We start from the raw sequence: 24,581 nt of genomic DNA on the forward strand, positions 1-24,581 counted from the left end.
GAAGGCGGCCGTGTGCACGCAGTGCCAGACCTCCGGCGAGGCGGTGCTCAAGCCGCTGGACCGCATCGTGCGCTTCTCCTGCGGCCACGAGCTGGCCATCCCGCAGAACACCGGCTGACACCGCGACCGCAAGACCCCAGCCGGGCCCGGCGCCTGCCAGAACCGGGGGGTAGGCGAGTCCGGGGTCCGGCGGCCGGGTTCTGTGTCCGGCCGATGCCGCCGCCGGACCCTCGCACACACCGCGTGCCGTGCCCGCCTTTGGCGGGGCGGTCGACCTGGGCCCGGGAAGACGGCAGACTCGACCCTGAGGGAAGGGACGTAACCGATGACCGCACAGCCCGTACACGCCCACCCGTCGGAGGTGCCGCGTAACGCCGACGGCATCGGCGCCGCCCTGTCCGGCGAGCGGCGCATGGAGTTCTACCGCGAGCTGCTGGCGGCCTCCCCCGAGGACGCCGAGGCGGTCCTGCGCCGGTGGTGGTGCGAGGCCACGCTCGATGCCGACCAGGCGAAGGGCGACCGGCTGACCGAGGCTGCTTTGAGCGGCACGCTGCCCACCCACAGCGTCACCGAGGCGATCGCCGCGGCCGGCCTGCCCGTTGAGTGACCCGCACGGCGGCGAGCCGGAGGGCTCGCCCTGCGTGCTCTCCAGCGAGATCGATGCGCTGCTGCAAGACCTGTCCCTGCCCGCCGACGTCTTCGGCGCGATCGTCGCGGCCACCGTCCAGATCAACCAGACACGCGGCATGGTGCCGGGCAGCACCGCTTCCGCCCGGTGGCCGCAGCAACGACGCATGCCCCTGGGTCCGCACGGCTCCCTTGGCGCTCCTGCGTGCGCGACGACCTGCGGCGACGGGTCGAACGGTTCGCCTCCGGCGACAGGACCGAGCACACCCCGGCCGTACGGGACGAAGCCGGCCGGCTGCTGGACCACACCGGCCGCCACGGCGGCCGGATCGACGTCGCCGACCTCCGCCTCACTTTCCGCCGCGTGAGCCTCGGCCAACTGCCCGCCGGATGGGAGCGCGAAGCCCAGACGATCGCCACCGCGTGGCGCCCGCCCGCGGCCCGCAGCGGCACCCGCCCGTAAACCAGCCCGCAAGCCGGGCGGCCGGGCCACAAGGGAAGGACAAGGACCCGCCCGCCGAAAGGATGATCGTGAGCAGGTCCGCACCGCTCGCCGTGCTGCTGGTCGGCATCACCGCCTCCGGCAAGACCGTGCTCGCCCAGGCCCTGGCCGACCGAGGGATGGTCCGCCTGTCGGTCGACGAAGAGGTCCACCGCCTCCACGGCCGGTACAGCGTCGACTACCCCGAGCACGAGTACTTCGAGCGCGAAGGTCCGGTCGTCGACGCCGTACGACAACGGGTATCCGACGAGCTGGCCGCCGGCCGGGACGTCGTTCTCGACCACGGGCTGTGGCTGCGCGAGGACCGCGACGCGTGGAAGAAGACCGTCGAGGCCGCGGGCGGCCGGTGGGCACTGGTGTACCTCCCCGTCGAGAAGACGGAGCTGCTGCGGCGCCTGAACGAACGCAACCAGCACGCCGATGCCAACGCACTCACCGTCACCCCCGGGGCGCTGGACGACTTCTTCGCCCGCTTCGAGCCCCCCAGTCCCGACGAGGACGCCGTCAGCGCCAACAAGCTGGACGGGGCGCTGGCAGTGCGGTGATCAGCTCACCCACTCGTAGCCGTCCTCCTCGTCCCACCCGGCCCCATGGTCCTCACCGCTGAGCAGGCCGTTGACCTCGTCCTCGGTGAGCTCGACGTCGTCCATGGCCCTCATGATGCCGAAGCCACGCCGTGCCGGTTCATTCATCGTCGTCGCCACCGACCCTGGCCCTCGCTACTTCTGTCCGAGCGGCAAGGCGAGGGCCCTTCGGGTGCGGAGCCGGACAACGCCCGCAAAAGGTCGGGCCCGCCACCACGGGGGGAGTGACGGGCCAGACCTGAATCCACGCTGCCATACCCGTCCTCGGCACGCTCGGTCTCCGGGGTGAAGTCGCCGCGAGATGGCTCAACTCCGTTCGCCCAGGGGGCTACACGCCAGCCCGCAGCAGGGCGAGAACGGCGGCCGTGTACGCGCGTGATCGGTCCCAGACGGCGAAGTGGTCGGTATGTAACTGGTCGAACTCCTCTCCGGCGGCCGGGATTCAATGAGCGTAGGAGCCCAGGAGCACACCGACGAACGTCCCGGCGAGCAGGAACGGGCCGAACGGGATCCTGGTCTTCCGGCCAGCCCGGCCCGCGAGGATGAGCGCGATGCCGTACAGCGCGCCGAGCAGGTACCCGGCGAAGGTCCCGATCAAGACGATGGCCCAGCCGTACCAGCCCAGGACCGCGCCCAGGACGAGGGCGAGTTTCACATCGCCGAATCCGAAGCCCTTGCTGATGAGGAAGATCGCGAAATAGCCGGCTGCCAGAATGAGGGAGCCGAGCAGCGCGGACATCCAGCTGCCGCCGGCATCGGGCAGCAACGCGGCGACGCCGAGCAGGACGAGCGCGGCCGCGGCGAGCGGCAGGGTGAGCACGTCGGGCAGCCGGTGCGCCGTGAAGTCGACGGTGGCAAGCAGTACGCCGGGCGGGGCGAGCAGCAGCCAGACCACCAGCTCGGGGCGGGCCCCTGCGGCGACCGCCAGCAGCGCGCAGACCACCGCCGACACGGAGGCGATAGAGAGCGTGCTCGGGCCGTACGCATCCCCGGCGGCGCAGCGGGCACGCCCCAGCCATCCGCTGCTGATGCCGGTGAGGGGGTGGCCTGCCGGGCACGCCGTGCGCCAGGGTTCATCGGGCGGCACGGAGAGCCGGTACACGGGGCGGGGTATGAGCACGTCTGTGCCGCAACCCCACAGGGCAGCAGCCGTGATGATCAACAACGTCTCCACCGGACGGAGCCTATGCTCAGCTGCGCTCGGTCCACTCCTTCAGGGCAGTGGCCAGGGCGCGCACCGCAGTCGCCTGCCGCCGTTCATGGAGCCGCTGCGGGACAGGCTGCGGCTCACCGGTGACGAGTACGCCATAGGGCCGGCTACTTGCTTACTAGTGCCGCATCAGGCAACGTTCGCCCTGTCGAGCACGGCTCGTAGCCGCTGATCGTCAGCATGACGGTTTCGCCAGATGAGGTAGCGGCGGATCATGCTGCCCTGCTCCTTGTGACTGGCGTGGTCGGTGCCATCGAGGGTGAAGTAGCGCAGGGCGGTGAACTGGGCCTCGATGCGATTCAGCCACGAGGAGTTCGTCGGGGTGTAGGCGATCTCGACGTTGTTGGCCTGGGCCCAGTCCGCCACGCGGCGGCACCGCTTGGTGGTCAGGTGCGGGGAGTAGTTGTCGCACACGATCGCCAGGCGGACCGTCGGCGGGTAGAGGGTCCGCAGGTAGCGGCAGAACTCCAGGAACTTCGACCGGGTCTTGGTCTTCTTGATGTGTCCGTAGAGCTTGTCCTTGGCGAGGTCGTAGGCGGCGAACAGATGCCGCACCCCGTGCGGGCGGGTGTAGGTCGCCCGTCGGCGGGGCCGGGGTTCACGGTCTCGGTCCTTGTGTTTGCCGCCGCGTTCGGCCCACTGACGGCCCGGATGTGGCTGGAGGTTCAGCGGCCCGAACTCGTCCAGGCATAAGACCACCTCCGGCTCGCCTTCTTCAGGTATGACCTCGCCGTCGGCGATCGCGTAGAGATGTTCGACGCGCGCCTTCTTGGCCGCGTAGTCCGGGTCGCGGGAGGTCTTCCAGGTCTTCACGCGTTGAAAGGAGACGCCTTCCTCGCGGAGCAGGATGCGCAGGCCCTCGTGGCTGATGTCGTCGACCACCCCCTCTGCAACCAGGAAGTCCGCCAGCTTGGTCAGGCTCCAGGTCGAGAACGGCAGGCCGTGTTCAGCCGGCTGGGACTTGGCGATCTTCTTGACCTCGCGGCGTTCGGTAAGGCTGAAGGTCTTCGGCCGGCCGCCTTTGTACTTCGGGTAGAGGGAGCCGAAGCCGTCAGTGTTGAAGTTATGGATGACGTCCCGGACCCGGTCGGTGCTGGTGAACGTCACTTCGGCAATCTTCGCCACGGTCATGCCCTGCGCGGACAGCAGCACCATCTGCGCCCGCCGCCAGGTCACCACCGAACCGGTACCGCGGCGGATGATCCGCAGCAGCCGCCTGCCCTCGTCATCATCGATCTCACGGACACGTACTCGTTCTGCCACCAGCACAGTTTCTCTGCCTCGCACTACCGGCAGTGCTTATTCCGCAGGAGTGCCCACCCATAGGCGGTTGCCGTCAGGATCACGCAGCTCAATCTCGCGTGCCCATGGAGCGTCCTTCGCTCGGACACCGAACTCCCCCGCGATGGCATCGACTTCACGGACGCGGAGGTAGATCAACGTGTCGGGACGGGCGTCGCCTTTGTGCTCTGACAAGAACAACCTGACCCTGCCACGGGCCACCTCCACGAACGCGGGAAGCCCCGGCTCAAAGCGATGTTCCCACTGCTGGGTGAAGCCCAGACGGCCGTACCACGCGACCGCCGCAGCAGCGTCCTCGACGTGAAGAATTGGAATGACTTCCTCGTCCATGTGGCCCATCGTCCCAGACGACGGACAGGGCAAACGTTGCGTGATGCGGCACTAGTAGAAAACGATCTCGTTCAGATCGAGCAGGGGAGACCCGCCCAGGCCCTGGCTGTAGAACTGGCGACTGACCTTCAAATCGTCGACGCCCAATGTCACCAGGTCAACTGCTGGCTCATGAATCCTCCCATGCCGGTAGGAGGTCGCCACCTGGCCACAACGCTACCGTCAGGACAGGGCGAACGTTGCCTGATGCGGCTTCGCCGGCAGGTAATTGGGGTCTGCTGCAAGGTTGGGTGACAGGTTCGGTCACGCGGCCAGGAGGGCCGGAGTGGTCATGACGGTTTCGTATTCGACGGGAGTCAGCCGGCCGAGTGAGGGTTGTCTGCGGCGTCGGTGGTAAGTCCGCTCGATCCAGGTCACGATCGCGATCCGCAGTTCCTGGCGGGTGGCCCACTTTCGGCGGTCGAGGACATTCTTCTGCAGCAGGCTGAAGAAGGACTCCATGGCGGCGTTGTCGCCTGCCGCCCCGACCCTGCCTATCGAGCCGGCGATCTGGTGCCGGCCGAGCGCCCGGACAAACTTCCGGGACCGAAACTGCGACCCGCGATCGCTGTGCAGGACACACCCGGCGACGTTCTCACGCCGGGCAACAGCGTTGTCCAGCGCTGCGACGGCCAGGCGGGACTTCATTCGCGCGTCGATCGAGTAGCCCACGATCCTCTTGCTGAAGACGTCCTTTACCGCGCACAGATACAACTTCCCTTCCGCTGTGGGATGTTCGGTGATGCCGGTGAGCCACAGCATGTTCGGGCCATCCGCGGTGAAGTCGCGGCGGACGAGGTCGTCGTGCACCGGCGGGCCGGCCTTCTTGGTCCTGCTGCGATTCTTGCCGAACACGCTCCACCAGCGGTTGTCCCGGCAGATCCGCCACGCGGTCCGGTCAGCCATGCCAGCTCCCGCGCTTCGCGCTTCGTCGGCCAGGAAGCGGTAGCCGAACTCCGGGTCCTCACGGTGGGCGTCGAACAACGCGTTCGCGCGATACGCCTCCTTTAACGCGGCGTCGGCCACCGGCTCGTCGAACCAGCGATAGTAGGGCTGTCTGGCGAGCTTCAGGACCCGGCACGTGACCGTGACGGGAACCCCGTCCACAGCGAGCTCTTTCACGAGCGGGTAGATCCTTTTCCCGGCAGGTTCGCTTGCGAGAGGTAGGCCGCGGCCCGGCGCAGGACCTCATTCTCCTGCTCCAGCAGCTTGATCCGCCGACGTGCTTCCCGTAGTTCCCTGCTCTCCTGGCTGGTCGTTCCGGGCTTTGCCCCGTCGTCGATGTCCGCCCGGCGCATCCACTTCCACAGGGTCATCGCGTGGACTCCGAAGTCGGCGGCCACCTGCTCGACCGTCACCCCCGGGCCGCGGTTCCTCGCGACCCGTACGACATCCTCGCGGAACTCTTCCGGATAAGGCTTGGGCACAGCGACATCCTTCCCACCCGCCCCACAGGGCAAGCCAGTTCAGATGTCACCCGATCGTGCAGCAGACCCGTTGGTGCGTGCTGCGGCCAGGTCGGCTTCAAGGCTCGCGAGACGGGCGTTGAGCGCGTGGTTGTCTTCGGTGGCCGGTTGAAGGCTGTCCTCGAGTCGTTGCCCAGCGCCGTGGAGGGTGAGGCCGCGCTGCTCGCGCATCGTCTCCTCCTTCGTCTGCTCGACCCGCTTCATTGCGGCCCTCAATCCGGGAACCTCGAGGACCGCGCCCGCCTGCTCCGAACCGAGATCGACAACGCAGGCTTCAACTCCGCCCAGCCCACCCTCGAACTGGCCGTGTGCTTCCACCACGCCGTCCTGGGCGCTCACGGTGAATTGGCTGCCGAGACCGCCTGGCTGCGCGAGATGATCCAAGGCGGTGACTACGCCTACTACGTCGACATCGCCCAATTCATGGCCGACATCCCTCTGCCTATCGAGCCAGCGTCACAAGCGCGGTGGCTCGACGGAGAACAGCCAACCCGCCCGTCGCAGCCCAGTGAGCGAGAATCCATCATCAGGCGGGGGTCACTCCGGCGCAGTCCCGCGACCTAGACCGACAGCTTCAGTGCCCCCAGCAGCCAATTACCGCCCCAGCTCAGCGACAGCGGCCCTCTTGTTCACCCCGGCCCGACCGCGCAGTCCGACGCTGTTGTAGTCACGGCGCGGCAGCCTGATCCAGCGCCATTCCCCGACCTGGTCACCGCCGCGAAGCGGCTGCCGCACGGCCTGATCCTCGACGGCGAGCTCGTCGTGTAGTCGGGGGACCGCCTGTCGTTCGAGGCGTTGCAGCGCCGTGGGCTAGGCTGCGCTGCCGCGGCCGCACCGTGGCATACCTGGCCGCTGTGATACCCGCGCACTTCATCGCCTTCGACGTCTTGTAGGCCGACGGGCAGGAGCTGTTGGACGGGCCTTACACCCAGAGAGCCCGAAGGCTGCCTCTCGAACGTGGCGGAGCCCGGGAGAGGATCTCTCCCGGGCTCCTTTGTGGCAGGGCCTACTGCAGGCCGTTGCTGATCGCAGTCGCCAATTCGCCGTTGCTGGTGTCGCCGCTGAATTCCCAGAAGAACGCGCCCTTGAGGCCCTGGTTCTTCACGTAGGTCATCTTGCTGCTGATGGTGGACGGGGTGTCATAGCTCCACCACTGGGTGCCGCAGTGCGCGTAGGCGGTACCGGCGACGGTGCCGGTGGCCGGGCACCTGGTCTTGAGCTCCTTGTAGTCGTCGATGCCCTGCTCGTACTTTCCGGGGGCCGGGCCGGTCGCCGAGCCGCCTGGGGCGGCCTGGGTGACGCCGGTCCAGCCGCGGCCGTAGAAACCGATGCCCAGGTTCAGCTTGCTGCCCGCGATCCCCTTGCCCTTGAGCTTCTGGATCGCCGCGTCGGAGTTGAAGCCCTGCTGCGGGATGCCGGAGTACGAGGTGAGAGGGGAGTGCGGGGCGGTGGGGCCCTGTGCGGCCCAGGCGCCGAAGAAGTCGTACGTCATCACGTTGTAGAAGTCGACGTACTGGGCGGCGCCGCCATAGTCGGCCGCGTCGATCCTTCCGCCGGGGACGGCGTCGGCGGTGATGGCCGCGGTGACGAGCTTGCTGCCGAACTTGGCGCGCATCGCCTGCATCATGTTCTTGAAGGACGCGGCGCCGCTGGTGTCGCAGGACAGACCGCAGGCGTTCGGGTACTCCCAGTCCAGGTCGATGCCGTCGAAGAGCCCGGACCAGCGCGGGTCGTTGAGCAGGTCGTAGCAGGACTGGGCGAAGGCCGTCGGGTTCGCTGCGGCCTGGCCGAAGCCGCCGGACCATGTCCAGCCGCCGAACGACCACAGCACCTTGATGTGCGGGTACTTCGCCTTGAGCTTCTTGAGCTGGTTGAAGTTGCCGCGCAGCGGCTGGTCCCAGCCGTCGGCGACGCCGTCGACGCTCTGGTCGGCCGTGTACGCCCTTTCGTACGCAGGGTAGGCATCGCCGACCGTGCACTTACCGCCTTGGACATTGCCGAAGGAGTAGTTGATGTGCGTGATCTTCGAGGCGGAGCCGCTGGTGACCAGATTCTTGACGTGGTAGTTGCGGTCGTAGGCGCCCCACTCGGTGAAGTAGCCGAGCTTGACCTTGCTGCCAGGGTCGGGGTTGGTGCCGCCGGTGGTGCGCACCGCGCGGGCGCCGCTGACCGGTCCTGTCTGGTCGGCGGTGTCACGGGCCTGGACGGTGTACGAGTAGTCGGTACCGGCGGTCAGCCCGGTGTTCGTGTACGTCGTGCCGGTCACCGTCGCGATCTTGGCGCCGTCACGCAGCACGTCGTAGTTCTTGATGCCGTTGTCGTCGGTGGCAGCGGTCCAGGACAGCGTGACCGCGGTATCGGTGATGTTGCTCGCGGTCGGGGTGCCGGGGGCGGAGGGCGGGTTGTCGCCGGGGATGCTGCCGCCGTCGCAGGAGGCGCCGTTGAGCTTGCACCCGGAGGGGGCGCCCGATCCGGTGCCGTTGAAGCCGAAGGAGACGGAGGCGCCGGGGGCCAGGGTGCCGTTCCAGGTTTTGTTCTTGGCGGTCCAGTGGGTGCCGGAGCTGGTGACGTCGGCGTCCCAGGCGGAGGTGACCGCGGTGCCCGAGGGGAAGTCCCACTCGACGGTCCAGGAACTGAGCGATGTGGTGCCGGTGTTCTTCACCGTCCACTTGCCTTCGAAGCCGGTCCCCCAGTCGGAGGCCTTGGCGTAGGTGGCGGTCGCCGAGGTCGCGGCCTCGGCGGAAGAGGCGAGGCCGACTAGGGCGGCCAGGGGAAGCAGCAGCGCGGTGAGTCCCGCGACAGCTCTGGTGCTGATCGGTCTTCGGCGGAGGGGGATGCGAGTTCTCAAGGGGTGCTCCACGAGTAGCGGACAGACGTTCGGGTGGTCCGTGCACTGCGCACCCTGCGACTGCCAACCGCAGCGTGTGCGGCGAGAGTAGGGAGGTCTGGACCAATGGTCAATAGGTCCGGACCATAGACGCCCAACTCCTGGGCCTGGACGGCTGCTTGTACCCGGCGGCGTAGCTCCGGCTTCCCCAGCAACCTGCTGACCTGGGTCTTCACCGTTGCCTCGGCCATGGCCAGCCGCATGGCGATGGCGGCATTCGACATCCCTTCACCCAAAAACGCCCGCACTTTCGCGTACACCGGGTGAGCACATCGAGGATCGCGGGATCGGGCGCGTTCACCGACCGCACGGGCCTCGGCGTCGCGAACTCCGCGATCAGCCGACGGTCACGACCGGGGCGCTCAGCCCCTCGCCGCGCGCCACCGCGCGCACCGCCTCCAACAGATCCTTGGCCTCGGTGTTCTTCAGCAGAAAACCGACAGCACCCGCCCGCAAAGGCCCGAAGAGTACGTCCGTCTCCGGCGGCGGCAGTCTCTCGGCGAAGGTGTTGGCCGAGCGCCTGCTGCTGGTCATCTACGCGTACGGCACGAACACCGGGATCAGGGCCGTGGCATCCGGCGGCCAAGGCCATACCGAAGACGAGCTGCGGTACCTAAGGCGCCGATACCTGTCCGCAGAAGCTGCCCTCGCCATCGCCATCCAGATCGCGAACGCCACTTTCACTGCCCCACAGCACCGAGCTGTGGGGCCAGGGCTCGACCGCGGTCGCCTCCTCCGACTCCACCTACGTCCGCGCGTACGACCAGAGCCTGTTCACCGAGTGTCACTCGCGCTACGGCGGCCGCGGGGTGCTCATCTACTACGTCGACATCGCCCAATTCATGGCCGCCCTCCCCCTCTCCAACCAAGGCTTCGGCGTAGTCACGTGGCGTCCGTTTCGTGGTCATGTGAGTCCGAGGAGGCTGAGGGGTCGGCGCGGGTCGCGGGCGTTGTGGCGGAGGCCGGCTGCGATGTTCCTGGCGCCTTGCAGTCGTAGGGCTCCGATGGCGAGGATGCGCCAGGTGGCCATGGCTCGTGGTGCGTTACCGGTCCGCAGTTGGGAGGCGTCCTCGGCGAAGGTTGTGTCTCTCACGTGGTGCAGGGCCTCGACTTTCCAGTGGTCGCGGACGAGTGTCGCCAGCTGGACGGGAGTCGCCTGCCCGGCGGTCAGGCCGGTGACCGCGTAGACGGTCTTGACGGTGGTCTTCCGGGTCTTGCGGTCGGTACGGCGGCGCTTGATCTGGACCGCCTGTCGGGCTTCGGGGGAAAGCAGGTTGTTCACGGTGGCGGCCTTGACTGCGGATCTCCGCGCGGCCGTGGCCGCCGCCCCTGGAGCGGGATATCCTTCCAGGGGAGCGATTTCAGTTGCCTGCGGAGCTTCTTCTGGTTGCCCTTGACGATCGCGATGTAGTGGGCGTCGCGGCTCAGGAGGTAGTCGGCGTGCTCGCGCTGGGTGTGCAGCGCGTCGCTGGTGACGACCGTGCCGGCCAGGTCGGTGACGTTGTCCAGCAGCGGCTGGAAGCAGGTGATCTCGCTCGTCTTCTCCTGCACGTCCAGCTGGGCCAGCACGATGCCGGTGGTGTGGTCGAGCGCGGCCAGCAGGTGGATCTTGCGGCCCTTGGCTCTGGCCGCGCCGCGCAGGCTCTTCCCGTCGACGGCCAGCCCCCGCAGTTCGCCCGCGGTGTGGGTGCAACGGTCGGCGAGCCAGCAGCCCACGGCCCGGTCCAGTGCGTCGCCGTCGATACGGGTCAGCAGCCTGCGTACGGTCGTTTCCGCAGGCAGGGGCCGCTTCGGGCACAGTGGGCCGGGATGCCCGCCGACGAGTGCAAGCAGGTGGGGCGGGGTGTCGGCGATCCACTCGCCGACCGCCAGCAGGGAGGTGGCCCCGGCCAGCACCGCGCACGCGGTCAGCGCGAGCACGACGCTCAGAGGGTGCCGGACCCTGCGTGGATCGCGCGGGTCAGGTACCTCAGCCAGCCAGTGCAGAAGGCCGGGCACTTCCCTCGGCACGACCTCGGGATGCTCGCTGAGCTGGTCAAGGGCAGGTGGGATCGGTGAAGATGCGTCGGCAGGCACGGTCTTTCAGGTGGCGTCGGAAACGGTTCGGTCAAACCGTTTCTCCCGGTCCGCTGATCCGGGAGCCCGGCACGGGCCGAGGGGTGGAGCGCTCCCTTCCGGCGAGGCAGGCTGTACCTATGCGTTCCCGCCTCCGCCCCTCTCTGCGGCCCGGAGCGTCCACTCGACCAGGAGCGGGCGGTCACGGCGGGGTTCCGTTCATGCTGGGGCAGTGTGTGCCCTTCGCGATCGTGCTGGCCGTGCTGGGCATCGAGCTCTCGCCCGCGCACGATCTGGTCACCGGCCCCGTGCTCACCACGACGCCGGCGCTGGCCGCGCTGACCATGGGGCCGATGGGCACGCTGTCCACGGCAGTCCTCGCCGCGGGTGTGAACGCGGCCTCCGCGACCTACAACCAGTCGTGGGGGACGCTGACCCAGCTGATCATCGGGAACTTCCTGGGGCTGTTCGTGGTGTCCGTGGCCAGTGTCATCCTGAGCAACGCCATGCGTACGCGCAGGCAGGGCGAGCTCGACCAGGTCCGCCGGATCGCTGTAGCGGCGCAGGAGGTCGTCCTGCGGCCCGTCCCCGAGCGGCTGGGCCCGGTGCGGGCCGCCAGCCTGTGCCTCGCTGCGGGGACAGGGGCGCTGGTCGGCGGTGATCTGTACGAGGCCGTGCAGACGCCGTACGGCGTCCGGCTGATCGTGGGGGACGTGAGGGGCAAGGGGCTGACTGCCATGCGCGCGGTCGCGGTGACCCTGGGCGCGTTCCGGGTGTCCGTGCACTACGAGGACGAGCTGACGGAGGTCATGTACTGCTGCGAGGCCGCCCTGCAACGGGAGGCGGCCGTGCCCGGTACGTACTCTCAGGAAGTTCTGACGGAGGGATTCACTACCGCCCTCGTGGCCCAGGTGCCGGAGGAACAGGTGGTGCTTGTGGTCAACCGTGGCCATCCGCCTCCGCTAGTGCTGCACCGGGGCAGCGTTCAGGCCCTGATGCCGGCCTCGCCGCTGCCGCCGCTGGGTCTGGAAGACCTCGTGGACGGCCTTACCGCCAAGGCCGAGAGCTATCCGTTGGTACGCGGCGACCGTCTGCTCCTGTACACCGACGGCGTGATCGAAGCCCGCAATCGCGACAACGACTTCTTCCCTCTGCCGGAGACCATGGAGGGGATACGGGCGAGCACCACCCCTCGGGAGTTCCTGGAGGAACTGCACCAGGCGTTGATCCGCCATACCGGAGGCCGCTTGACGGACGACGTGGCGATGATCCTCGTCGACCGGCTCGACGAGGACACCGCCGACAGCGGATACATGTCGAGCACGGCGCGTACAGCCCGTTCCACGCGCCCCATGTCCTCGGCGGAGAGGTAGCCGAGGAGCTCTCCTTCCTCGAACCGCTGAGGGCGGAGGCAGGAGCGATGGCAGCCCAAGTGCGTCACAACCCCAAGCTCAGGCACTGACGTCATCTCTCGTGAACATCCACGAGTCTCAAGATCGTCAACTGCTGGCCAAACCGGCGGACACACGCTGCTGCTTGAAGTGAACGAAGCCAAAGGCCCGGGCCGCACTTCACAAACATGCCGTACGTGCCTGAATGACCCGTTGATACCCGTCAGGCACGGGCTCCTGGCCCTACTTGCCAGACTTGCCTGACGCTCAAAACGCACCCGAGATAACCTCGGCGGCCCCGGTGATGAAGAAGACGTACGCGTCGTCGTACTCCTCTCCTTCGTCATGCACTTCCGCTTCCTCCTGTTCAGCGAGGAAGTCCTCGACCTGGTCGATCCAGGGGAACGGATAGGAACCTTCCGGAGTGCCCGGAGCTTCCCGAAGGGGCACATGAATCTCAACGATGATGTCCATGAGGGCGACGACCGGCACCTCGGCGAGCTCCTGGTGCCCGCCCGGAACAACGCGGTCACCTTCACCGCGTTTCTCGACCAGCTCGACGCCGCCGTCGAGCCAGGCAAGGAGATCCGCGTGGTGCTCGACAACGGATCCTCGCACACCGCCAAACACACCAAGAAGTGGCTGGCCGACCACCCGCGCTGGCACGTGCACTGGACGCCACCGCACGCGTCCTGGCTCAACCAGGTCGAGCTGTTCTTCTCCACCCTGGCCCGTCGGGTACTGAGGCACGGCGACTTCTCCAGCCGCGACGACCTGATCGACAAGCTGGACGCCTACGTCATCGGCCACAACGAAACCGCCAAGCCCTACCGCTGGACCTACGACGGCACCCCACTCAAGACCACCTGATCAACACCCCTCCACGAACTTCTGCGGAGCAGCACTAGTCCGCAGACGGCGGTGTCACGGGCCCCTGCTCAGCGCGAACGGGCCCGTGCGGCCGTGCACTGTGCCGTTCGTCGTGCCATCACGGCCGCTCGCCGCGCTCACCGATCCATCCGTCGCAACAGGCCGCCCGCTCGGCATGCCTGGAGTCCGGATGGGCACACGGAATGCCTCGGACGGCGTACACAGGAAATGCGGGGACTGCCGCTACAAGCAGGAACCGTCGTCCACACGGGCGACAGCGGCTCCGACCTTGCAGGGCCGCGACACCAACAGGGGCGCGACGGACTCCTCCCGGTCCAGTGCCGCCCGAAGGGAAGCACCCGGTCATGATCACCAACGTCGCACGCGCTCCGGTCTCGGGCCTGGCCGCCCGGGCTCCGAGTTCCAGGTGCGAGCCGTCCAACCCCCACCCGAACCGCGTCGACGTGGCCCTGGCCGCCGACCCGGCGCACATCGCCACCGCACGCCGGGAGGTCACCGGCCATCTGCGGAGCTGGAACCTGGGCCACCTGGCAGCGGACGCAGCCCTGATCACCTCCGAGTTGGTGACCAACGCGGTGCTCTACGGCCGTACCGAGACCGTCACGGTGCACCTGGCCAAGTGCGGCACGCTGGCGGAGCCGCAGCTGCTGATCGCCGTCACCGACCAGTCCCCTACCGCCGTGCCCGCCCCCTGTTCCCCGGCAGCTGCCGAAGAACACGGCCGCGGCCTGCTCATCCTCCAGTGCGTGGCCAGCTGCTGGGGTGCCGTGGCCAAGCCTCGCGGCGGAAAACTCGTCTGGGCCACCCTCGCCGTCAAAACCCCTGATCACGGGCACGGAACCGGGCCGTCACCATCGCCGTGCTGCGCCGGCTCGCAATGGGCACTGGCCCTTGCCTGACGCCCATAGCTGCTGACGGCCGGAGCTGCCTGGCGCCCGTAGGCGGTGGCGCACGGCCGCTCAGCCCGGTCGGCGCGGCGGGGCCAGTGACTCCGGGGCATGAAGGCGGGCCAGCGCACGTGCGGTTCCGGGAGGGATGCTGCGACGGGTCAGCCAAGAGGTCCCGATCATCACCGCGAACGCCAGGGGTACGCTCCAGGCCGCCGGTCGGCTCAGCATCGTCCCGGTCCACCCTCCAGGCGGGTCTCCGGCGATGGTAACGACCACCGCGCCGATGGTCGTTCCCCCGCCGACCAGCAGGCCCGCCATCGCGCCCTGCGGGGTGAGTCGCCGCCACCAGATGCCCAGGAGCAGCAACGGGGAGAACGATGACGCGGCAACCGCGAACGCCAGCCCGACGACGTCCGCCGCTGCCCGGTGCACGACGACGAGGGACAGCACGCATGGCACGCAGGCCGCAGCCACGCCCGCGAGTCGCAGGCGCAGCACGTCGCGGGCCTCGATCCGCAGCTCCGACGACCTGGCGCGGCGCGGCCTGCTCACCAGCCCGCGCCGACGTATCACTCGTGCCCTGGCCGCCGACCACATGCGCTCCAGTTCCTGCCCGAGCACGCCAGCCACCGAGACGGTCAGTCCGCATGCCGTCGACAGGAACGCGGCGAACGCGCCCGCGGTCAGCAGCGTGCCGAGCAGCACTCCGCCCGTCCCGCCCACCAGCCGGTCGGGCAGCAGCAGTACGGCCGCATCGGTACGGCCGGTCATGAGCAGTTCGGGGGTGTACAGGCGGCTGAGCGCCCCGTACACCGGGGGTAGCACGTAGAACGCGGCGAGCAGCCACAGCACGGCCCACGTGGTGCGGCGGGCGGCCACTCCGTCGGGGTTGGTGTAGAAGCGCACGATCACATGAGGCAGCCCCATGGTGCCTAGCAGGGTGGCGACGAGCAGCGAGTACGTCCCGTACACCGGATGGTCGGTGCCCGACAGCGGGCGTGACCAGTCCCGGCCGTCGAGCGGGGGCTGCCCCTGCGGGTGCGGAACGTCGGCCCCGGCCGGGAACACCACGCGTGTGCCCTCGCCGATCCGGTGCTCGCCCGGCTCGAGGCGTACCCGTGTGCTGTCCACGCGATGCCCGTCGAGACTGCCGCTCACCGTGACGGTCACGGGCTCCTCGACCTGTACCCGCACGCTCTGCTGCACGGAGACGGTCGTCGCCTCGCGAAACCGCGGCGGGGTGTCGCCGCCCGGCCAGGGCGCACCGTCCGCGCGCCAGGCCAGCAGTAGGAAGATCACCGGCACGGCGAGTGCCGTCAACTTCAGCCAGTACTGGAACGCCTGGACGAAGGTGACGCTGCGCATTCCGCCGGAGGCAACCGTGACCATCACGACGGCGGTGACGACGACCGGCCCCACCCACAGGGGGGCCGCGGTCACGGTACGCAGCGTCAGGCCCGCGCCCTGCAGTTGCGGGAGCAGATACAGCCAGCCGGTGAACACCACCAGCAGGGCGGTCAGGCGGCGCACTCGGGTGGACTCCAGGCGCGCCTCGGCGAAGTCCGGAACGGTGTACGCCCCGGAGCGGCGCAGCGGGGCCGCGACGAACGCCAGAAGCACCAGGTACCCGGCGGTGTAGCCGACGCCGTACCACAGCATGTCGGCGCCGAAGGCCAGCACGAGCCCCGCGATACCGAGGAACGAGGCCGCGGAAAGGTACTCGCCGCCGATAGCGGAAGCGTTGCGCAGCGGGGAGACGGCACGCGAGGCGACGTAGAAGTCCGATGTGGCACGGCCCGGGCGCAGGCCGTAGACGCTGAACAGGGCGGTAGCGACGCACACCACGGCCACGGCTGCCACGGGCGGTGCGATGCTCATGGGGTTCCTGCCTCCACGAGGTGCTTTCGGAAGATGCCCCTCATGAGCGCTCGACCAGTTCCGTGAAGTCGTGCTCGTTCCTCCCGGCGTGGCGCAGGCAGACGAACGCGAGTGTGAGGATCACCGGGTGCACGGCCGCCCCGATGATCAGCCATGGGACGGGGACTCCCGCCACAATCGAGTTCCGCAGGGCGGGTGCGGCCAGGAACAGGAACGGCAGGCCGCCGAGCACGGCGACGAGGACCCCTACGACAGCGAGCCCGAGCCGGAGCTGGGCACGCATGAGAGAGCGGAGATAGATGTCGCCGAGTGGTGTCTGTCGGCCGAGGTCGTCGGCGACCGGTTCGCGTCCGTTGGCCGGTAGCTGCCTGCCTCCGAGGGCGGCCAGCGTCCGGGGGTGGGCCACGGTGATGCGGCGCGTGGGAGCACTGTTCGCACCCGGATCTCCGCGGGACCGGTCCGGGCCGTCGGTCACCTCGCACCTCGGCGGTCGGGGAAGGTGCGAGGAAGCGACTGGGCCGCGGTGGCGGGCACTGCGCCGGGGCGCGGACCCTCGGACCGGCGGGTCCCCGCCGGCCGTGCCAGAAGGTCCCGGACCTGACGGATGTGGCGCCGACTGACCGGCAGCAGCTCATCCCCAACGCGCACACACGCCTGTCCGGCCCCCATACGCAGCTCCCGGACCTGGCGCAGGGCGACGAGATAGGTGCGATGGATACGGACGAATCCGGCATCGCCCCAGCGCTCCTCCAAAGCGGTCAGGGATGTCCGGACCAGGTGGGTGGCCGAAGGGGTGTGCAGGCGCGCGTAGTCGCCGTGTGCCTCGGCGTAGAGGACCTCACTTCGCTGGACGAAGCGCGTCACCCCCGCCAGCTCCACGCAGATGACCTCGTCAGGAGGGCCTGAAGCGGCCTGCGCCGCTTCCTCGGGCGGGCTCGCGGCGGTCCGCTCCGCCGTGTCTCCTGCACGGTGCGACGCGGCGGCGACGCGGCGCACCGCCTCAGCCAGCCGCTCCGGATGCACCGGCTTGAGCACGTAGTCGGCGGCATGCAACGAGAACGCGTCCACCGCGTGGTCTTCGTGCGCAGTCACGAACACCACCGTCGGCGGGCGGGCGAAACGGGAGACCACGCGGGCGATGGCCACCCCGTCCAGGCCGGGCATACCGATGTCGAGGAAGACGGCGTCGAGCGGTCGTCCCTCCTCCAGCGCCCGGTCGATGTCGAGAAGCGCCTGTGCGCCGTCGGTTGCGGTCCAGACCTCGCTCACACGAGGGTCGCGGCGGAGCAAGTACGCCAGCTCCTCCAGAGCCGGTACCTCGTCGTCCACCGCAAGAACGTGGAGCATATTGCCAGGCTAACGCTCCCCAGCCTGCGGCAGAGCTTTCCTCCCGCCCGACACGCACCGGATGTGCACCATCGCTGTCAGCCCTGACCGGGCCCGCTCTGGACGGCCTGCGGGTGGAACTTCGGCACCCGCACCCGCACCTTTGTTCCAGCACCGGGCGCGGTCTCCACGATCAACCCGTACGCGTCCCCATAGACCTGACGCAATCGCGCGTCGATGTTGCGCAGCCCGATCCCCGGCTCGCGCCGAGGCTCGGAACCGGGGGGCTCCGCCGCGGACTCCCGCGTCTCGCCCTTCAGGGTCTCGGCCAGCTGCTCGGGATCCATCCCCGTGCCGTCGTCTTCCACGCTGATCCACGCCTCGCTGCCGACGTCCTCCGCCGTGATCACCAGGTGACCGGGGCCCGCACGGCGCTCCAAGCCGTGGCGGACCGCGTTTTCGACGAGGGGCTGCAGGCACAGGAAGGGCACCACCACGGAGAGCACCTCGGGTGCCACGCGCAGTGAGACCTGAAGGCGGCCGCCGAACCGAGCGCGCTCCAGCAGCAGGTAACGGTCGATGCAGCGCAGCTCCTCGGCAAGGGAGGTGAAGTCACCGTGCTGGCGGAACGAGTACCGGGTGAACTCCGCGAACTCCACCAGCAGTTCCCTGGCCCGTGCCGGATCGGTTCGGACGAAGGAGGCGATGGCCGACAGCGAGTTGTAGATGAAGTGAGGCGAGATCTGGGCCCGCAGCGCGCGCACCTCCGCCTCCGCGACGGCCGCGCGCGAGCGGTCGAGCTCGGCCAGTTCCAGCTGGGTCGACACCCAGCGCGCGACTTCCGTGGTGGCTCGGACCAGGCCGGTGGAGGCATGGGACGCGTACACCGCGAGCGCACCCTCCGGCCGGCCAGCGACGATCAGCGGCACGACCACGCCCTGCCGCAGCGGGCAGTCGGCCCTGTTGCAGGGCGGATCGCCAGGACCGATGACCTCGGTGCGTCCGGCGGCGAGGGTCCGCCCGGCGTGCTCGGGCACGGCTGTCCTGTGGTCGTGCCCCGGCTCCGGCCCGGACCCCTCCCAGACCAGCACCGTGCCGGACGCGTCCGTCATGGCCAGCGCGGGCACATCGAGCAGCGCCCGCAGATGCCGCCCGGCCCGTCGCGCGCTGTCCGCGTTCAGCGTGGCCCGCAGCGGGGGTGCCGCGAGCGAGGCGGTGTGCAGCGTCTCGTACGTCGCCTGCTCCTGGGCAGTGCCGAGGAACTGCCGCTTGCCGACGGTGCGCAGCATCAGGAGCCCGGCAGCGATGAAGAACACCAGCGCTGCTGCCAGAAGCACAGCGGCCGTACCGGTCGAAAACCACGGCATGCTGGGACGCTACACCCGCATCAGGCGTGATACGCGGCCTTGACCGGGTGCGGGGCCTACCCATGACCGCATGGCCCACGCGAAGACCTCCTACGTCTGCCTGCCCTGCCGGTCGAACGTACTCCAGCTGTAGATCGTGATCATTTACTCGGAGGTAAGTGTCGCCAGTAGCCTGCCCGCGTGGCTGAGACCTGGGACGAACAGCAGTTGATCGCAGATGGATGTGCGCATGTTTGCGTCGAGTTGGATTGGTACGACGGCCCCCGCGCCGGACTCGTTGACATCGATGGAGTGGCTCACTACTTCCAGTGTTACGACGTCGACTTCTCCCGAGCCCCTGACGAGTACTGTGTGTGGCCCGCGAGCGAGGCCCTGGTTGCGCTGGAGTGGGAACAGTGGAAGATCTTCGCTCGGTGGAACCAGCGATACGAAGCTGGGAGCGCTGGGATCGAGAGCCATCCCGGGCACGGAGGGATCGCCGCTCGGTACGACGAACTGACTGCGCTGCTCACCCCGCACCGTCAGGTACCTGCCGACGCGCGGCGGCTGGTCGCCGAGTGGCGGTTCGACGGCGGGGACCGCTACCGGGCTGACGGGGCCGGCTACTGGGTCAGGTAGAGCCCAGGCAGGTGAGGCTGCCGTCGATCATTGGGTGTTGTGTCGACAATCAATGATCGAGCGGCGGGATCGGACTTTGAAAGGTTCAGTACTCGATCTGATCGGCGGGCCGCAAACTGACAGCGGTCCGGGGCCTTGTGCTGTCGCGCTGGGCCGCGACTGGTACCAGAAGGCGGCTCACTGCCCGGACAGTCTTGGTGACCACCCGGACGTGATCAAGGGTGTTGGGTCGGACGGAGATGGCGTGGTGTTCTATGAGGAGGTCGTCAACGCCGCTAGCTACGCCTTCGAGCGGCTGAAGGGTGGCGACGGGGATGCGTTCTACGAGGCGTGGGATCTGTACCGAGTCTCGCGGGGCATAAAAGCGGGCCCCGCCGATCTGGGCGAAGACTTCGATTTCGACGACGCCGAGGAGGTGCGTCGGCGATTGCCCCGGCTCGCTGCTCTCCACCTTGGCGAGCTGGTCGGCTGATCCAGCAGTCGGCAGCCGTGGGGCCTCCTGCATGGATCACGGCATGACGGACTGGTCGCAGTTCAGTGAGGCCTACGGCTCCGCGGAGCGGATCCCTGTACTCCTTGATCGCGTAGGTATGGAAGAGGACGTCTGGGATGAACTCTGGGGGGAGGCTGTGCCACCAGGGCGTCACGGCGTACTCCGCGAGCTTCGCAGCGCTTCCATCGCTCGCCGCGGTCGCCAGGAGCGCCGAGGATCGGGACAGCAACGAGGCGCTCCTCCTGGCCGGGCGGTCATGCGCTGCGCGCTCCAGGGCCACGGCGCGGACGACATCCTCCCGTCGTCCTCGACCGCGGTCGAGGACCTGCGAGACCTGGCGGACGAGCGCCTAGTAGGACTCCGTTGGGTTGCTCTGGCTCTTGGGTTCTGGCTGGTGGTGGACGTTCTGGGCAAGGGGCGGTGACAGGTGGTGCAGGTGCCGGTCCAGCAGTTCAGCAGGTCTTGGATGGCGTCGAGGATCTGGTAGAGGGTGAGTCCGCTGTATCGGCTTTTGGGGCCAGGCGCTGTTCGGTGAGGAACGCGTGGGCGGCGGTGGCCAGGGTGACGTGGTGATGCCACCCGGTCCAGGAACGGCCCTCGAAGTGGTCCAGGCCGAGGCCGTGCTTGAGTTCCCGGTAGTCGTGCTCGATGAGCCAGCGGATCTTGGCCAGGCGGACCAGTTCAGCCAGCGCGGTGGCGGCGGGCAGGTTGGACAGCCAGTAGTCGGTGGGTGCTTCGGCGCCTTCGGGCCACTCGACCAGCAGCGTGACCTCGGGCAGGACACCGTCCCAGAAGCCCTCCTGCGCGGTGGCGGCGGCCCGGGTCAGGCGGCGGGCTCGGACCCCGGCCGGCCGCACTCGCAGTGCCAAAAAGCGCGAGCGCATCGGTCCGCGGGATCCTTCCCGCCAGGTCACCTCGGTGAAGGTCTGCCGCCCCTGGCCGGCCGCCAGCGCGGCCAGGGGCAACGGCTTGTCCCGGTAGCGGGGCTGCGGCTTGCGGCCATTGCCCGACCACGGCGGCGTGAGCGGCTTGGCGTCCTGCGGGTGGGCGGTCACATCTGCACGGACCGCCACGACATAGCTGATGCCCCGGCCGTCCAGGCCGTCGCGGAAGTCGGCGTTCTGTCCGTAGCCGGAGTCGGCCACCAGCACCGGCGGGACCAGACCCCATCCGGCCAGCTCATCGATGCTGTCCAACGCCAGACGCCACTTCTCCCGGTGTCCGACCTCCTGCGGTATCCCGGTCTTGCGCCGCCGTCCGGCATCGTCCGCCCACTCCTGCGGCACGAACAACCGCCACTGCAGCGGACAGGACGCGGAGTCGGAGACCGCGTGCACGCTCACCGCGACCTGACAGTTGGCCCGCTTGCCCAGCGCCCCGCAGTACTGGGGCGCGACCGCCACCGACATCTTTCCGTCCTTCGGGAACGACACGTCATCGACCGCCCATGCGTCCGGGCCGATCAGCGGCACCATCCGCTCCGCAATCCGCCGCCGCACCGGCACCGGATCCCAGGTCGACTGGTTCACGAACTGCTGCAGGTTCTGCTCGTTGCCATCCGGCAGCCGCTCCGCCATCGGCTGGATCGACTTACGCCGCCCGTCCAGCATCAGCCCCCGCAGATAGCAGTCGCCCTTCGCCCGCTGATCCTTGCGTGGCACCGACGCGAACACATCAGCGACGAATAGCGCCAACTTCGCCCGAGCACGGTTCACTTCGTGTGCGTCCACACCCCCAACATGCCCCCAAACTGGCCCGAGAGGAAGACCTAACGGAGTCCTACTAGAAGGTCTGCCGCCAGATCGCCAGAGCCGCCGACCACAGTCACGTTGGTGCAGCCGTCGCGGCGGCACAGTTCGGCTACGTAGTGCTCGAAGTCCTGCCAAGTCATGGCATCGATGGCTGTCATGGAGCGTTCCAGCTCCATACGCCGGTCCTTTTCGCGCCATGCGCGGTCGCCGGCACGCTCCCGTTGATGTGACTTCCACAGGATCCAGGCGATGGTGCTCGCTATGCCTGTTCCGGCGACACCGAGCAGAATCCATGGCGACCACCACAGCACGAAGAGCACGGCGGAGATTCCGACCACGGCCCCCATCAGGCGTTGGCGTTGCTCTCGCTGCCGCTGGGCCTTGGTGCGGCGTCCCTTCCGCTTGGGCATGGAGCCCCTTCCCCCTGTCTGCATCTGGTGGGCAGTTTGGAAGCATGTGAGAGCTCTGCCAAGACGGCGTTTCTGGCCAAAGTCGGTATCACGTGATCCGCTAAACCTGGCCGACGATCAGCAGCCTTGTCGGGAAGTCCGGCCCTCGCTTCTTGGTCACCCGCCGCGGCAGGCGTGATCGGCAGGATTGGCTACGGGACAGGCTGGCTGGTGCTGGCGGTGGCATTCGGAGTGCACGAGGCGAAGGTTGTTCCGCTCGTCCGTGCCACCGTCTCGCCGGTAGGTGAAGTGATGCTTGTGGAGCATCTTCTTTGAGGCCGCGAACCAGTTGATCCACTCGCGTGGGCTGTCTGGTTCGTACTCGGCTCCGATGATCAGCGCCTGCTTGCAGAAGGGACAGAGCCCCTGCTGCCGGACCGCCAGGAGAAGACTGGTCCAGTCCATCGGCGGCGGCGCTTTCCTTCGGCGGCGGCTCCGCCAGTACTCGGTCAGTGCGAGGCGTCCGAGCGGACCAACGGCCCCATCTCTCCCCGCCGCCACGGGAGTTCACGCCACCCAAGCCGAACCAACGCGTCACGTTCGGAAAGTTGATGGCTTCTCAGCGAGAGAACACCCAACTACTCAGCGTTCCTGCGGAGGTGTTGACAAGAGGATTGGTCTGGACCACCTTGTATCAGCAACGGTGGCCACCCCCCGCGGTACGCCCGAGCCCCTCTGACGCCCCCTGGAGGCAACAAGTGGACCCCCGCCGCCTGTTCAGACGCACCGTGAGCCCGGGGCTCGCCGTGCTTGCCGCGGCCGCACTCACCCTCACTGGACTCGCCGGCAGCGCTGAGGCCGCCGGCGTCAATGTCGCCAAGAACGCCGGCTTCGAGTCGGGGCTCGCCAACTGGACCTGCTCGGCCGGCAGCGGAACGACCGTCACCTCCCCGATGCACAGCGGGGCGAGCGCCCTCCAGGCCACCCCGGCCGGCCAGGACAATGCCAAGTGCTCGCAGACCGTCGCCGTCAAGCCCAACTCGACGTACGCGCTCAGCGCCTGGGTGCAGGGCAGCTATGTCTACCTCAGCGCCTCCGGCACGGGCACGACCGACGTCTCCACCTGGACCCCGCGCGGCGGCTCGTCGTGGATCCGGCTCTCCACCACCTTCACCACCGGCGCCTCGACGACCTCGGTGACCGTCTACACCCACGGCTGGTACGGCCAGCCCGCCTACTTCGCCGACGACCTCAGCGTCTTCGGACCCGATGGCGGCGGTGGCCCCGACCCCGACCCGGTGGTCCCGGCCGCCCCAGTCGGCCTCGCGGCGGGCGCCGTCACGGCCTCCTCCCTGTCCCTGTCCTGGTCCCCCGCGAGCGGAGTGACCGGGTACAACGTCTACCGGGGCAGTACCAAGGTCCAGGCCGTGACCGGCACTTCGGCCACCGTCACCGGGCTGGCTGCCTCCACCTCGTACACCTTCCAGGTCACCGCGACCAACTCTGCGGGCGAGTCGGCGAAGTCCACGGCCGTCACGGCGACGACAGCGAACGACGGCAGGACGACCAACCCGAATGTGCCCAAGCACGCCCTCACCGGCTACTGGCAGAACTTCAACAACGGCGCGACCGTCCAGAAGCTCCGCGACGTGCAGAGCCAGTTCGACATCATCGCCGTCTCCTTCGCGGACTCCACGGCCACGACCGGTGAGATCACCTTCAACCTCGACCCGGCCGTCGGCTACGCCTCTGCCCCCGACTTCAAGGCCGACATCGCCGCCAGGAAGTCCGCGGGCAGACCGTCGTCAACATGCAGTACTACAACAGCGTTTCGATGCTCGGCTGCGACGGCAAGGTCTCTTCCCAGGGCTCGGTGGACTGCCTCACCGCACTCGCCTGCATACAGCTCGAGAAACGGCCTCGACCTGTCCCAGGTGGGCCTCGGTCCCACCCAGGGCGCAGGCAGCGGCTACGTCGCCCCGTCCATCGTGAAGAACGCCCTGGACTGCCTGGCCCGGGGCACCAACTGCGGCGCCTTCAGGCCCGCCCGTACGTACCCCTCGCTGCGGGGCGCGATGACCTGGTCGACCAACCGGGACGCGGCGGCCGACGACACCTGATCGAACGCGGTGGGACCGCACGTGCCCAACCTGCCCTGTCGTTCGCGTTGAACAACGGACTGCGGTGGGGCTGACCGCCGCCTGGCTCGGTGTTCAGCGCGAACGACAGGGCGAGCAAGAGCAGGACGAAGCGCGGGAAGTCCACGATCGACCTTTCGGATGGCAGGAGATGGGACACCGCCGGGCGGCGAGATGTACCCGAGCGGCGGCAAACCCTGCCTGTCCAGCGGGGCGTCGAGCCACGGATCGCCCGCACCTTGGGCCCACGCCCCCCGGCACGTTGTCCCTATCCTTCGGGATGTCCAGGCCATCGGTTGGACAGCGAAGGGCGACATCGCCGTGGGGGGCCGACCACAGCTATCACAACGGGCCTGGAGGGCCCCTTCTTCGACCGGCTCGGAGCCCTGCGCGGTTCCGGGATCTACGACTGGGCGGGGAACAATCCAACCGGGCCCTGGCAACGGT

The 24,581-nt window shown here is 68.6% G+C and carries 26 protein-coding genes and 4 pseudogenes; 12 read left to right on the plus strand and 18 right to left on the minus strand.

The genetic code is table 11. The annotated features are described in order from the left end of the window. Window positions 1–325 precede the first annotated feature (325 nt). From QFZ67_RS00205 to QFZ67_RS00215, 3 genes are all read left to right on the plus strand, one after another. Complete coding sequence (locus QFZ67_RS00205; protein WP_307659082.1) at window positions 326–607, plus strand: hypothetical protein; 282 nt, start codon at window positions 326–328, stop codon at window positions 605–607. 225 nt (window positions 608–832) lie between these two features. Next, entirely contained in the window at window positions 833–1,090 is a 258-nt protein-coding gene (locus QFZ67_RS00210) for a hypothetical protein (RefSeq protein ID WP_307659083.1), read from the plus strand. Between the two features lie 68 nt (window positions 1,091–1,158). Next, window positions 1,159–1,674 (plus strand): ATP-binding protein, encoded by a 516-nt coding sequence (locus QFZ67_RS00215; RefSeq protein WP_307659084.1) that lies wholly within the window; start codon window positions 1,159–1,161, stop codon window positions 1,672–1,674. A 481-nt stretch (window positions 1,675–2,155) separates the two neighbouring features. Here the strand turns inward: QFZ67_RS00215 and QFZ67_RS00220 are convergent, their stop codons facing one another. The 8 genes and pseudogenes from QFZ67_RS00220 to QFZ67_RS00255 form a co-directional block, all read right to left on the minus strand. Beyond that, entirely contained in the window at window positions 2,156–2,887 is a 732-nt protein-coding gene (locus tag QFZ67_RS00220; protein ID WP_307659085.1) for an A24 family peptidase, read from the minus strand. Between the two features lie 165 nt (window positions 2,888–3,052). After that, complete coding sequence (locus tag QFZ67_RS00225; protein WP_307659086.1) at window positions 3,053–4,186, minus strand: IS630 family transposase; 1,134 nt, start codon at window positions 4,184–4,186, stop codon at window positions 3,053–3,055. A 36-nt stretch (window positions 4,187–4,222) separates the two neighbouring features. Then, entirely contained in the window at window positions 4,223–4,555 is a 333-nt protein-coding gene (locus tag QFZ67_RS00230; RefSeq protein WP_307659087.1) for a glyoxalase superfamily protein, read from the minus strand. Window positions 4,556–4,858: 303 nt separating this feature from the next. After that, a protein-coding gene (locus QFZ67_RS00235) for an IS3 family transposase (protein WP_307659088.1) occupies window positions 4,859–6,021 on the minus strand; the annotation gives its coding sequence in 2 pieces (ribosomal slippage) (window positions 4,859–5,734 and window positions 5,737–6,021; 1,161 coding nt in all). Window positions 6,022–6,060: 39 nt separating this feature from the next. Beyond that, window positions 6,061–6,444, minus strand: coding sequence for a hypothetical protein (locus QFZ67_RS00240; protein ID WP_307659089.1), 384 nt, complete (start codon window positions 6,442–6,444; stop codon window positions 6,061–6,063). A 210-nt stretch (window positions 6,445–6,654) separates the two neighbouring features. Further along, the gene (locus tag QFZ67_RS00245; RefSeq protein ID WP_307659090.1) at window positions 6,655–6,795 is read right to left on the minus strand and encodes a hypothetical protein; all 141 of its coding nucleotides are present in this window, start codon (window positions 6,793–6,795) and stop codon (window positions 6,655–6,657) included. Window positions 6,796–7,066: 271 nt separating this feature from the next. Next, complete coding sequence (locus tag QFZ67_RS00250) at window positions 7,067–8,908, minus strand: glycoside hydrolase family 18 chitinase (protein ID WP_307659091.1); 1,842 nt, start codon at window positions 8,906–8,908, stop codon at window positions 7,067–7,069. 128 nt (window positions 8,909–9,036) lie between these two features. Further along, window positions 9,037–9,421, minus strand: a pseudogene (locus QFZ67_RS00255) (LuxR C-terminal-related transcriptional regulator); the annotation flags it as partial. A 31-nt stretch (window positions 9,422–9,452) separates the two neighbouring features. On the opposite strand from QFZ67_RS00255, the pseudogene QFZ67_RS38860 reads away from it, so the two are divergent. Both QFZ67_RS38860 and QFZ67_RS38865 read left to right on the plus strand, forming a co-directional pair. Further along, window positions 9,453–9,581, plus strand: a pseudogene (locus tag QFZ67_RS38860) (Tn3 family transposase); the annotation flags it as partial. Between the two features lie 67 nt (window positions 9,582–9,648). Continuing rightward, window positions 9,649–9,762: pseudogene (locus tag QFZ67_RS38865) on the plus strand (Tn3 family transposase); the annotation flags it as partial. A gap of 89 nt (window positions 9,763–9,851) precedes the next feature. On the opposite strand, the gene QFZ67_RS00260 reads toward QFZ67_RS38865, so the two are convergent. After that, window positions 9,852–10,229 carry a hypothetical protein gene (locus QFZ67_RS00260; protein ID WP_307659092.1) on the minus strand — a complete coding sequence of 126 codons (378 nt, stop codon included), beginning with the start codon at window positions 10,227–10,229 and terminating at the stop codon, window positions 9,852–9,854. Continuing rightward, entirely contained in the window at window positions 10,226–10,867 is a 642-nt protein-coding gene (locus QFZ67_RS00265) for an ISAs1 family transposase (protein WP_307659093.1), read from the minus strand. Before QFZ67_RS00265 ends, QFZ67_RS00260 begins: the two co-directional genes overlap by 4 nt. A 371-nt stretch (window positions 10,868–11,238) precedes the next feature. Here QFZ67_RS00265 and QFZ67_RS00270 point away from each other — a divergent pair, with 371 nt between their 5' ends. Next, a complete protein-coding gene (locus QFZ67_RS00270; RefSeq protein WP_307659094.1) occupies window positions 11,239–12,375 on the plus strand; it encodes a PP2C family protein-serine/threonine phosphatase in 1,137 nt (378 codons plus the stop codon). A 285-nt stretch (window positions 12,376–12,660) separates the two neighbouring features. Here QFZ67_RS00270 and QFZ67_RS00275 read toward each other — a convergent pair whose 3' ends face one another. Then, complete coding sequence (locus QFZ67_RS00275; RefSeq protein WP_307659095.1) at window positions 12,661–12,867, minus strand: hypothetical protein; 207 nt, start codon at window positions 12,865–12,867, stop codon at window positions 12,661–12,663. Between QFZ67_RS00275 and QFZ67_RS00280 the strand changes: the two genes are divergently transcribed. Both QFZ67_RS00280 and QFZ67_RS00285 read left to right on the plus strand, forming a co-directional pair. Continuing rightward, complete coding sequence (locus QFZ67_RS00280; protein ID WP_307659096.1) at window positions 12,844–13,263, plus strand: transposase; 420 nt, start codon at window positions 12,844–12,846, stop codon at window positions 13,261–13,263. The two genes, QFZ67_RS00275 and QFZ67_RS00280, sit on opposite strands and share 24 nt — an antisense overlap. A gap of 365 nt (window positions 13,264–13,628) precedes the next feature. Further along, window positions 13,629–14,183, plus strand: a complete 555-nt coding sequence (locus tag QFZ67_RS00285; protein ID WP_307659097.1) for an ATP-binding protein — start codon at window positions 13,629–13,631, stop codon at window positions 14,181–14,183. Between the two features lie 60 nt (window positions 14,184–14,243). On the opposite strand, the gene QFZ67_RS00290 is transcribed toward QFZ67_RS00285, so the two are convergent. The 4 genes from QFZ67_RS00290 to QFZ67_RS00305 form a co-directional block, all read right to left on the minus strand. Beyond that, window positions 14,244–16,052 carry a cation acetate symporter gene (locus tag QFZ67_RS00290; protein WP_307659098.1) on the minus strand — a complete coding sequence of 603 codons (1,809 nt, stop codon included), beginning with the start codon at window positions 16,050–16,052 and terminating at the stop codon, window positions 14,244–14,246. A 40-nt stretch (window positions 16,053–16,092) separates the two neighbouring features. Beyond that, window positions 16,093–16,527: a hypothetical protein gene (locus QFZ67_RS00295; protein WP_307659099.1), complete on the minus strand. Its 435-nt coding sequence runs from the start codon at window positions 16,525–16,527 to the stop codon at window positions 16,093–16,095. Continuing rightward, complete coding sequence (locus QFZ67_RS00300; RefSeq protein ID WP_307659100.1) at window positions 16,524–17,399, minus strand: LytTR family DNA-binding domain-containing protein; 876 nt, start codon at window positions 17,397–17,399, stop codon at window positions 16,524–16,526. The genes QFZ67_RS00295 and QFZ67_RS00300 overlap by 4 nt, the downstream gene beginning before the upstream one ends. A gap of 77 nt (window positions 17,400–17,476) precedes the next feature. After that, the gene (locus tag QFZ67_RS00305) at window positions 17,477–18,745 is read right to left on the minus strand and encodes a sensor histidine kinase (protein ID WP_307659101.1); all 1,269 of its coding nucleotides are present in this window, start codon (window positions 18,743–18,745) and stop codon (window positions 17,477–17,479) included. Between the two features lie 180 nt (window positions 18,746–18,925). Between QFZ67_RS00305 and QFZ67_RS00310 the strand changes: the two genes are divergently transcribed. From QFZ67_RS00310 to QFZ67_RS00320, 3 genes are all read left to right on the plus strand, one after another. Next, the gene (locus QFZ67_RS00310; protein ID WP_307659102.1) at window positions 18,926–19,363 is read left to right on the plus strand and encodes a hypothetical protein; all 438 of its coding nucleotides are present in this window, start codon (window positions 18,926–18,928) and stop codon (window positions 19,361–19,363) included. A 52-nt stretch (window positions 19,364–19,415) separates the two neighbouring features. Further along, entirely contained in the window at window positions 19,416–19,835 is a 420-nt protein-coding gene (locus QFZ67_RS00315; protein ID WP_307659103.1) for a hypothetical protein, read from the plus strand. Window positions 19,836–20,112: 277 nt separating this feature from the next. Further along, complete coding sequence (locus tag QFZ67_RS00320; protein WP_307659104.1) at window positions 20,113–20,280, plus strand: hypothetical protein; 168 nt, start codon at window positions 20,113–20,115, stop codon at window positions 20,278–20,280. 28 nt (window positions 20,281–20,308) lie between these two features. Here QFZ67_RS00320 and QFZ67_RS00325 read toward each other — a convergent pair whose 3' ends face one another. The 3 genes from QFZ67_RS00325 to QFZ67_RS00335 all read right to left on the minus strand — a co-directional run bounded on the left by QFZ67_RS00325 (window position 20,309) and on the right by QFZ67_RS00335 (window position 22,461). Further along, entirely contained in the window at window positions 20,309–21,586 is a 1,278-nt protein-coding gene (locus QFZ67_RS00325; protein ID WP_307659105.1) for an IS701 family transposase, read from the minus strand. A gap of 38 nt (window positions 21,587–21,624) precedes the next feature. Next, a complete protein-coding gene (locus tag QFZ67_RS00330; RefSeq protein WP_307659106.1) occupies window positions 21,625–22,017 on the minus strand; it encodes a restriction endonuclease in 393 nt (130 codons plus the stop codon). Window positions 22,018–22,173: 156 nt separating this feature from the next. Further along, window positions 22,174–22,461, minus strand: coding sequence for an HNH endonuclease (locus tag QFZ67_RS00335; protein WP_307659107.1), 288 nt, complete (start codon window positions 22,459–22,461; stop codon window positions 22,174–22,176). 293 nt (window positions 22,462–22,754) lie between these two features. Here QFZ67_RS00335 and QFZ67_RS00340 point away from each other — a divergent pair. After that, window positions 22,755–24,116, plus strand: a pseudogene (locus tag QFZ67_RS00340) (carbohydrate binding domain-containing protein). Window positions 24,117–24,581: the final 465 nt, after the last annotated feature.

Origin of the sequence: Streptomyces sp. V1I1, from assembly GCF_030817355.1 — a bacterium.
In the GTDB taxonomy this organism is placed as follows: domain Bacteria; phylum Actinomycetota; class Actinomycetes; order Streptomycetales; family Streptomycetaceae; genus Streptomyces.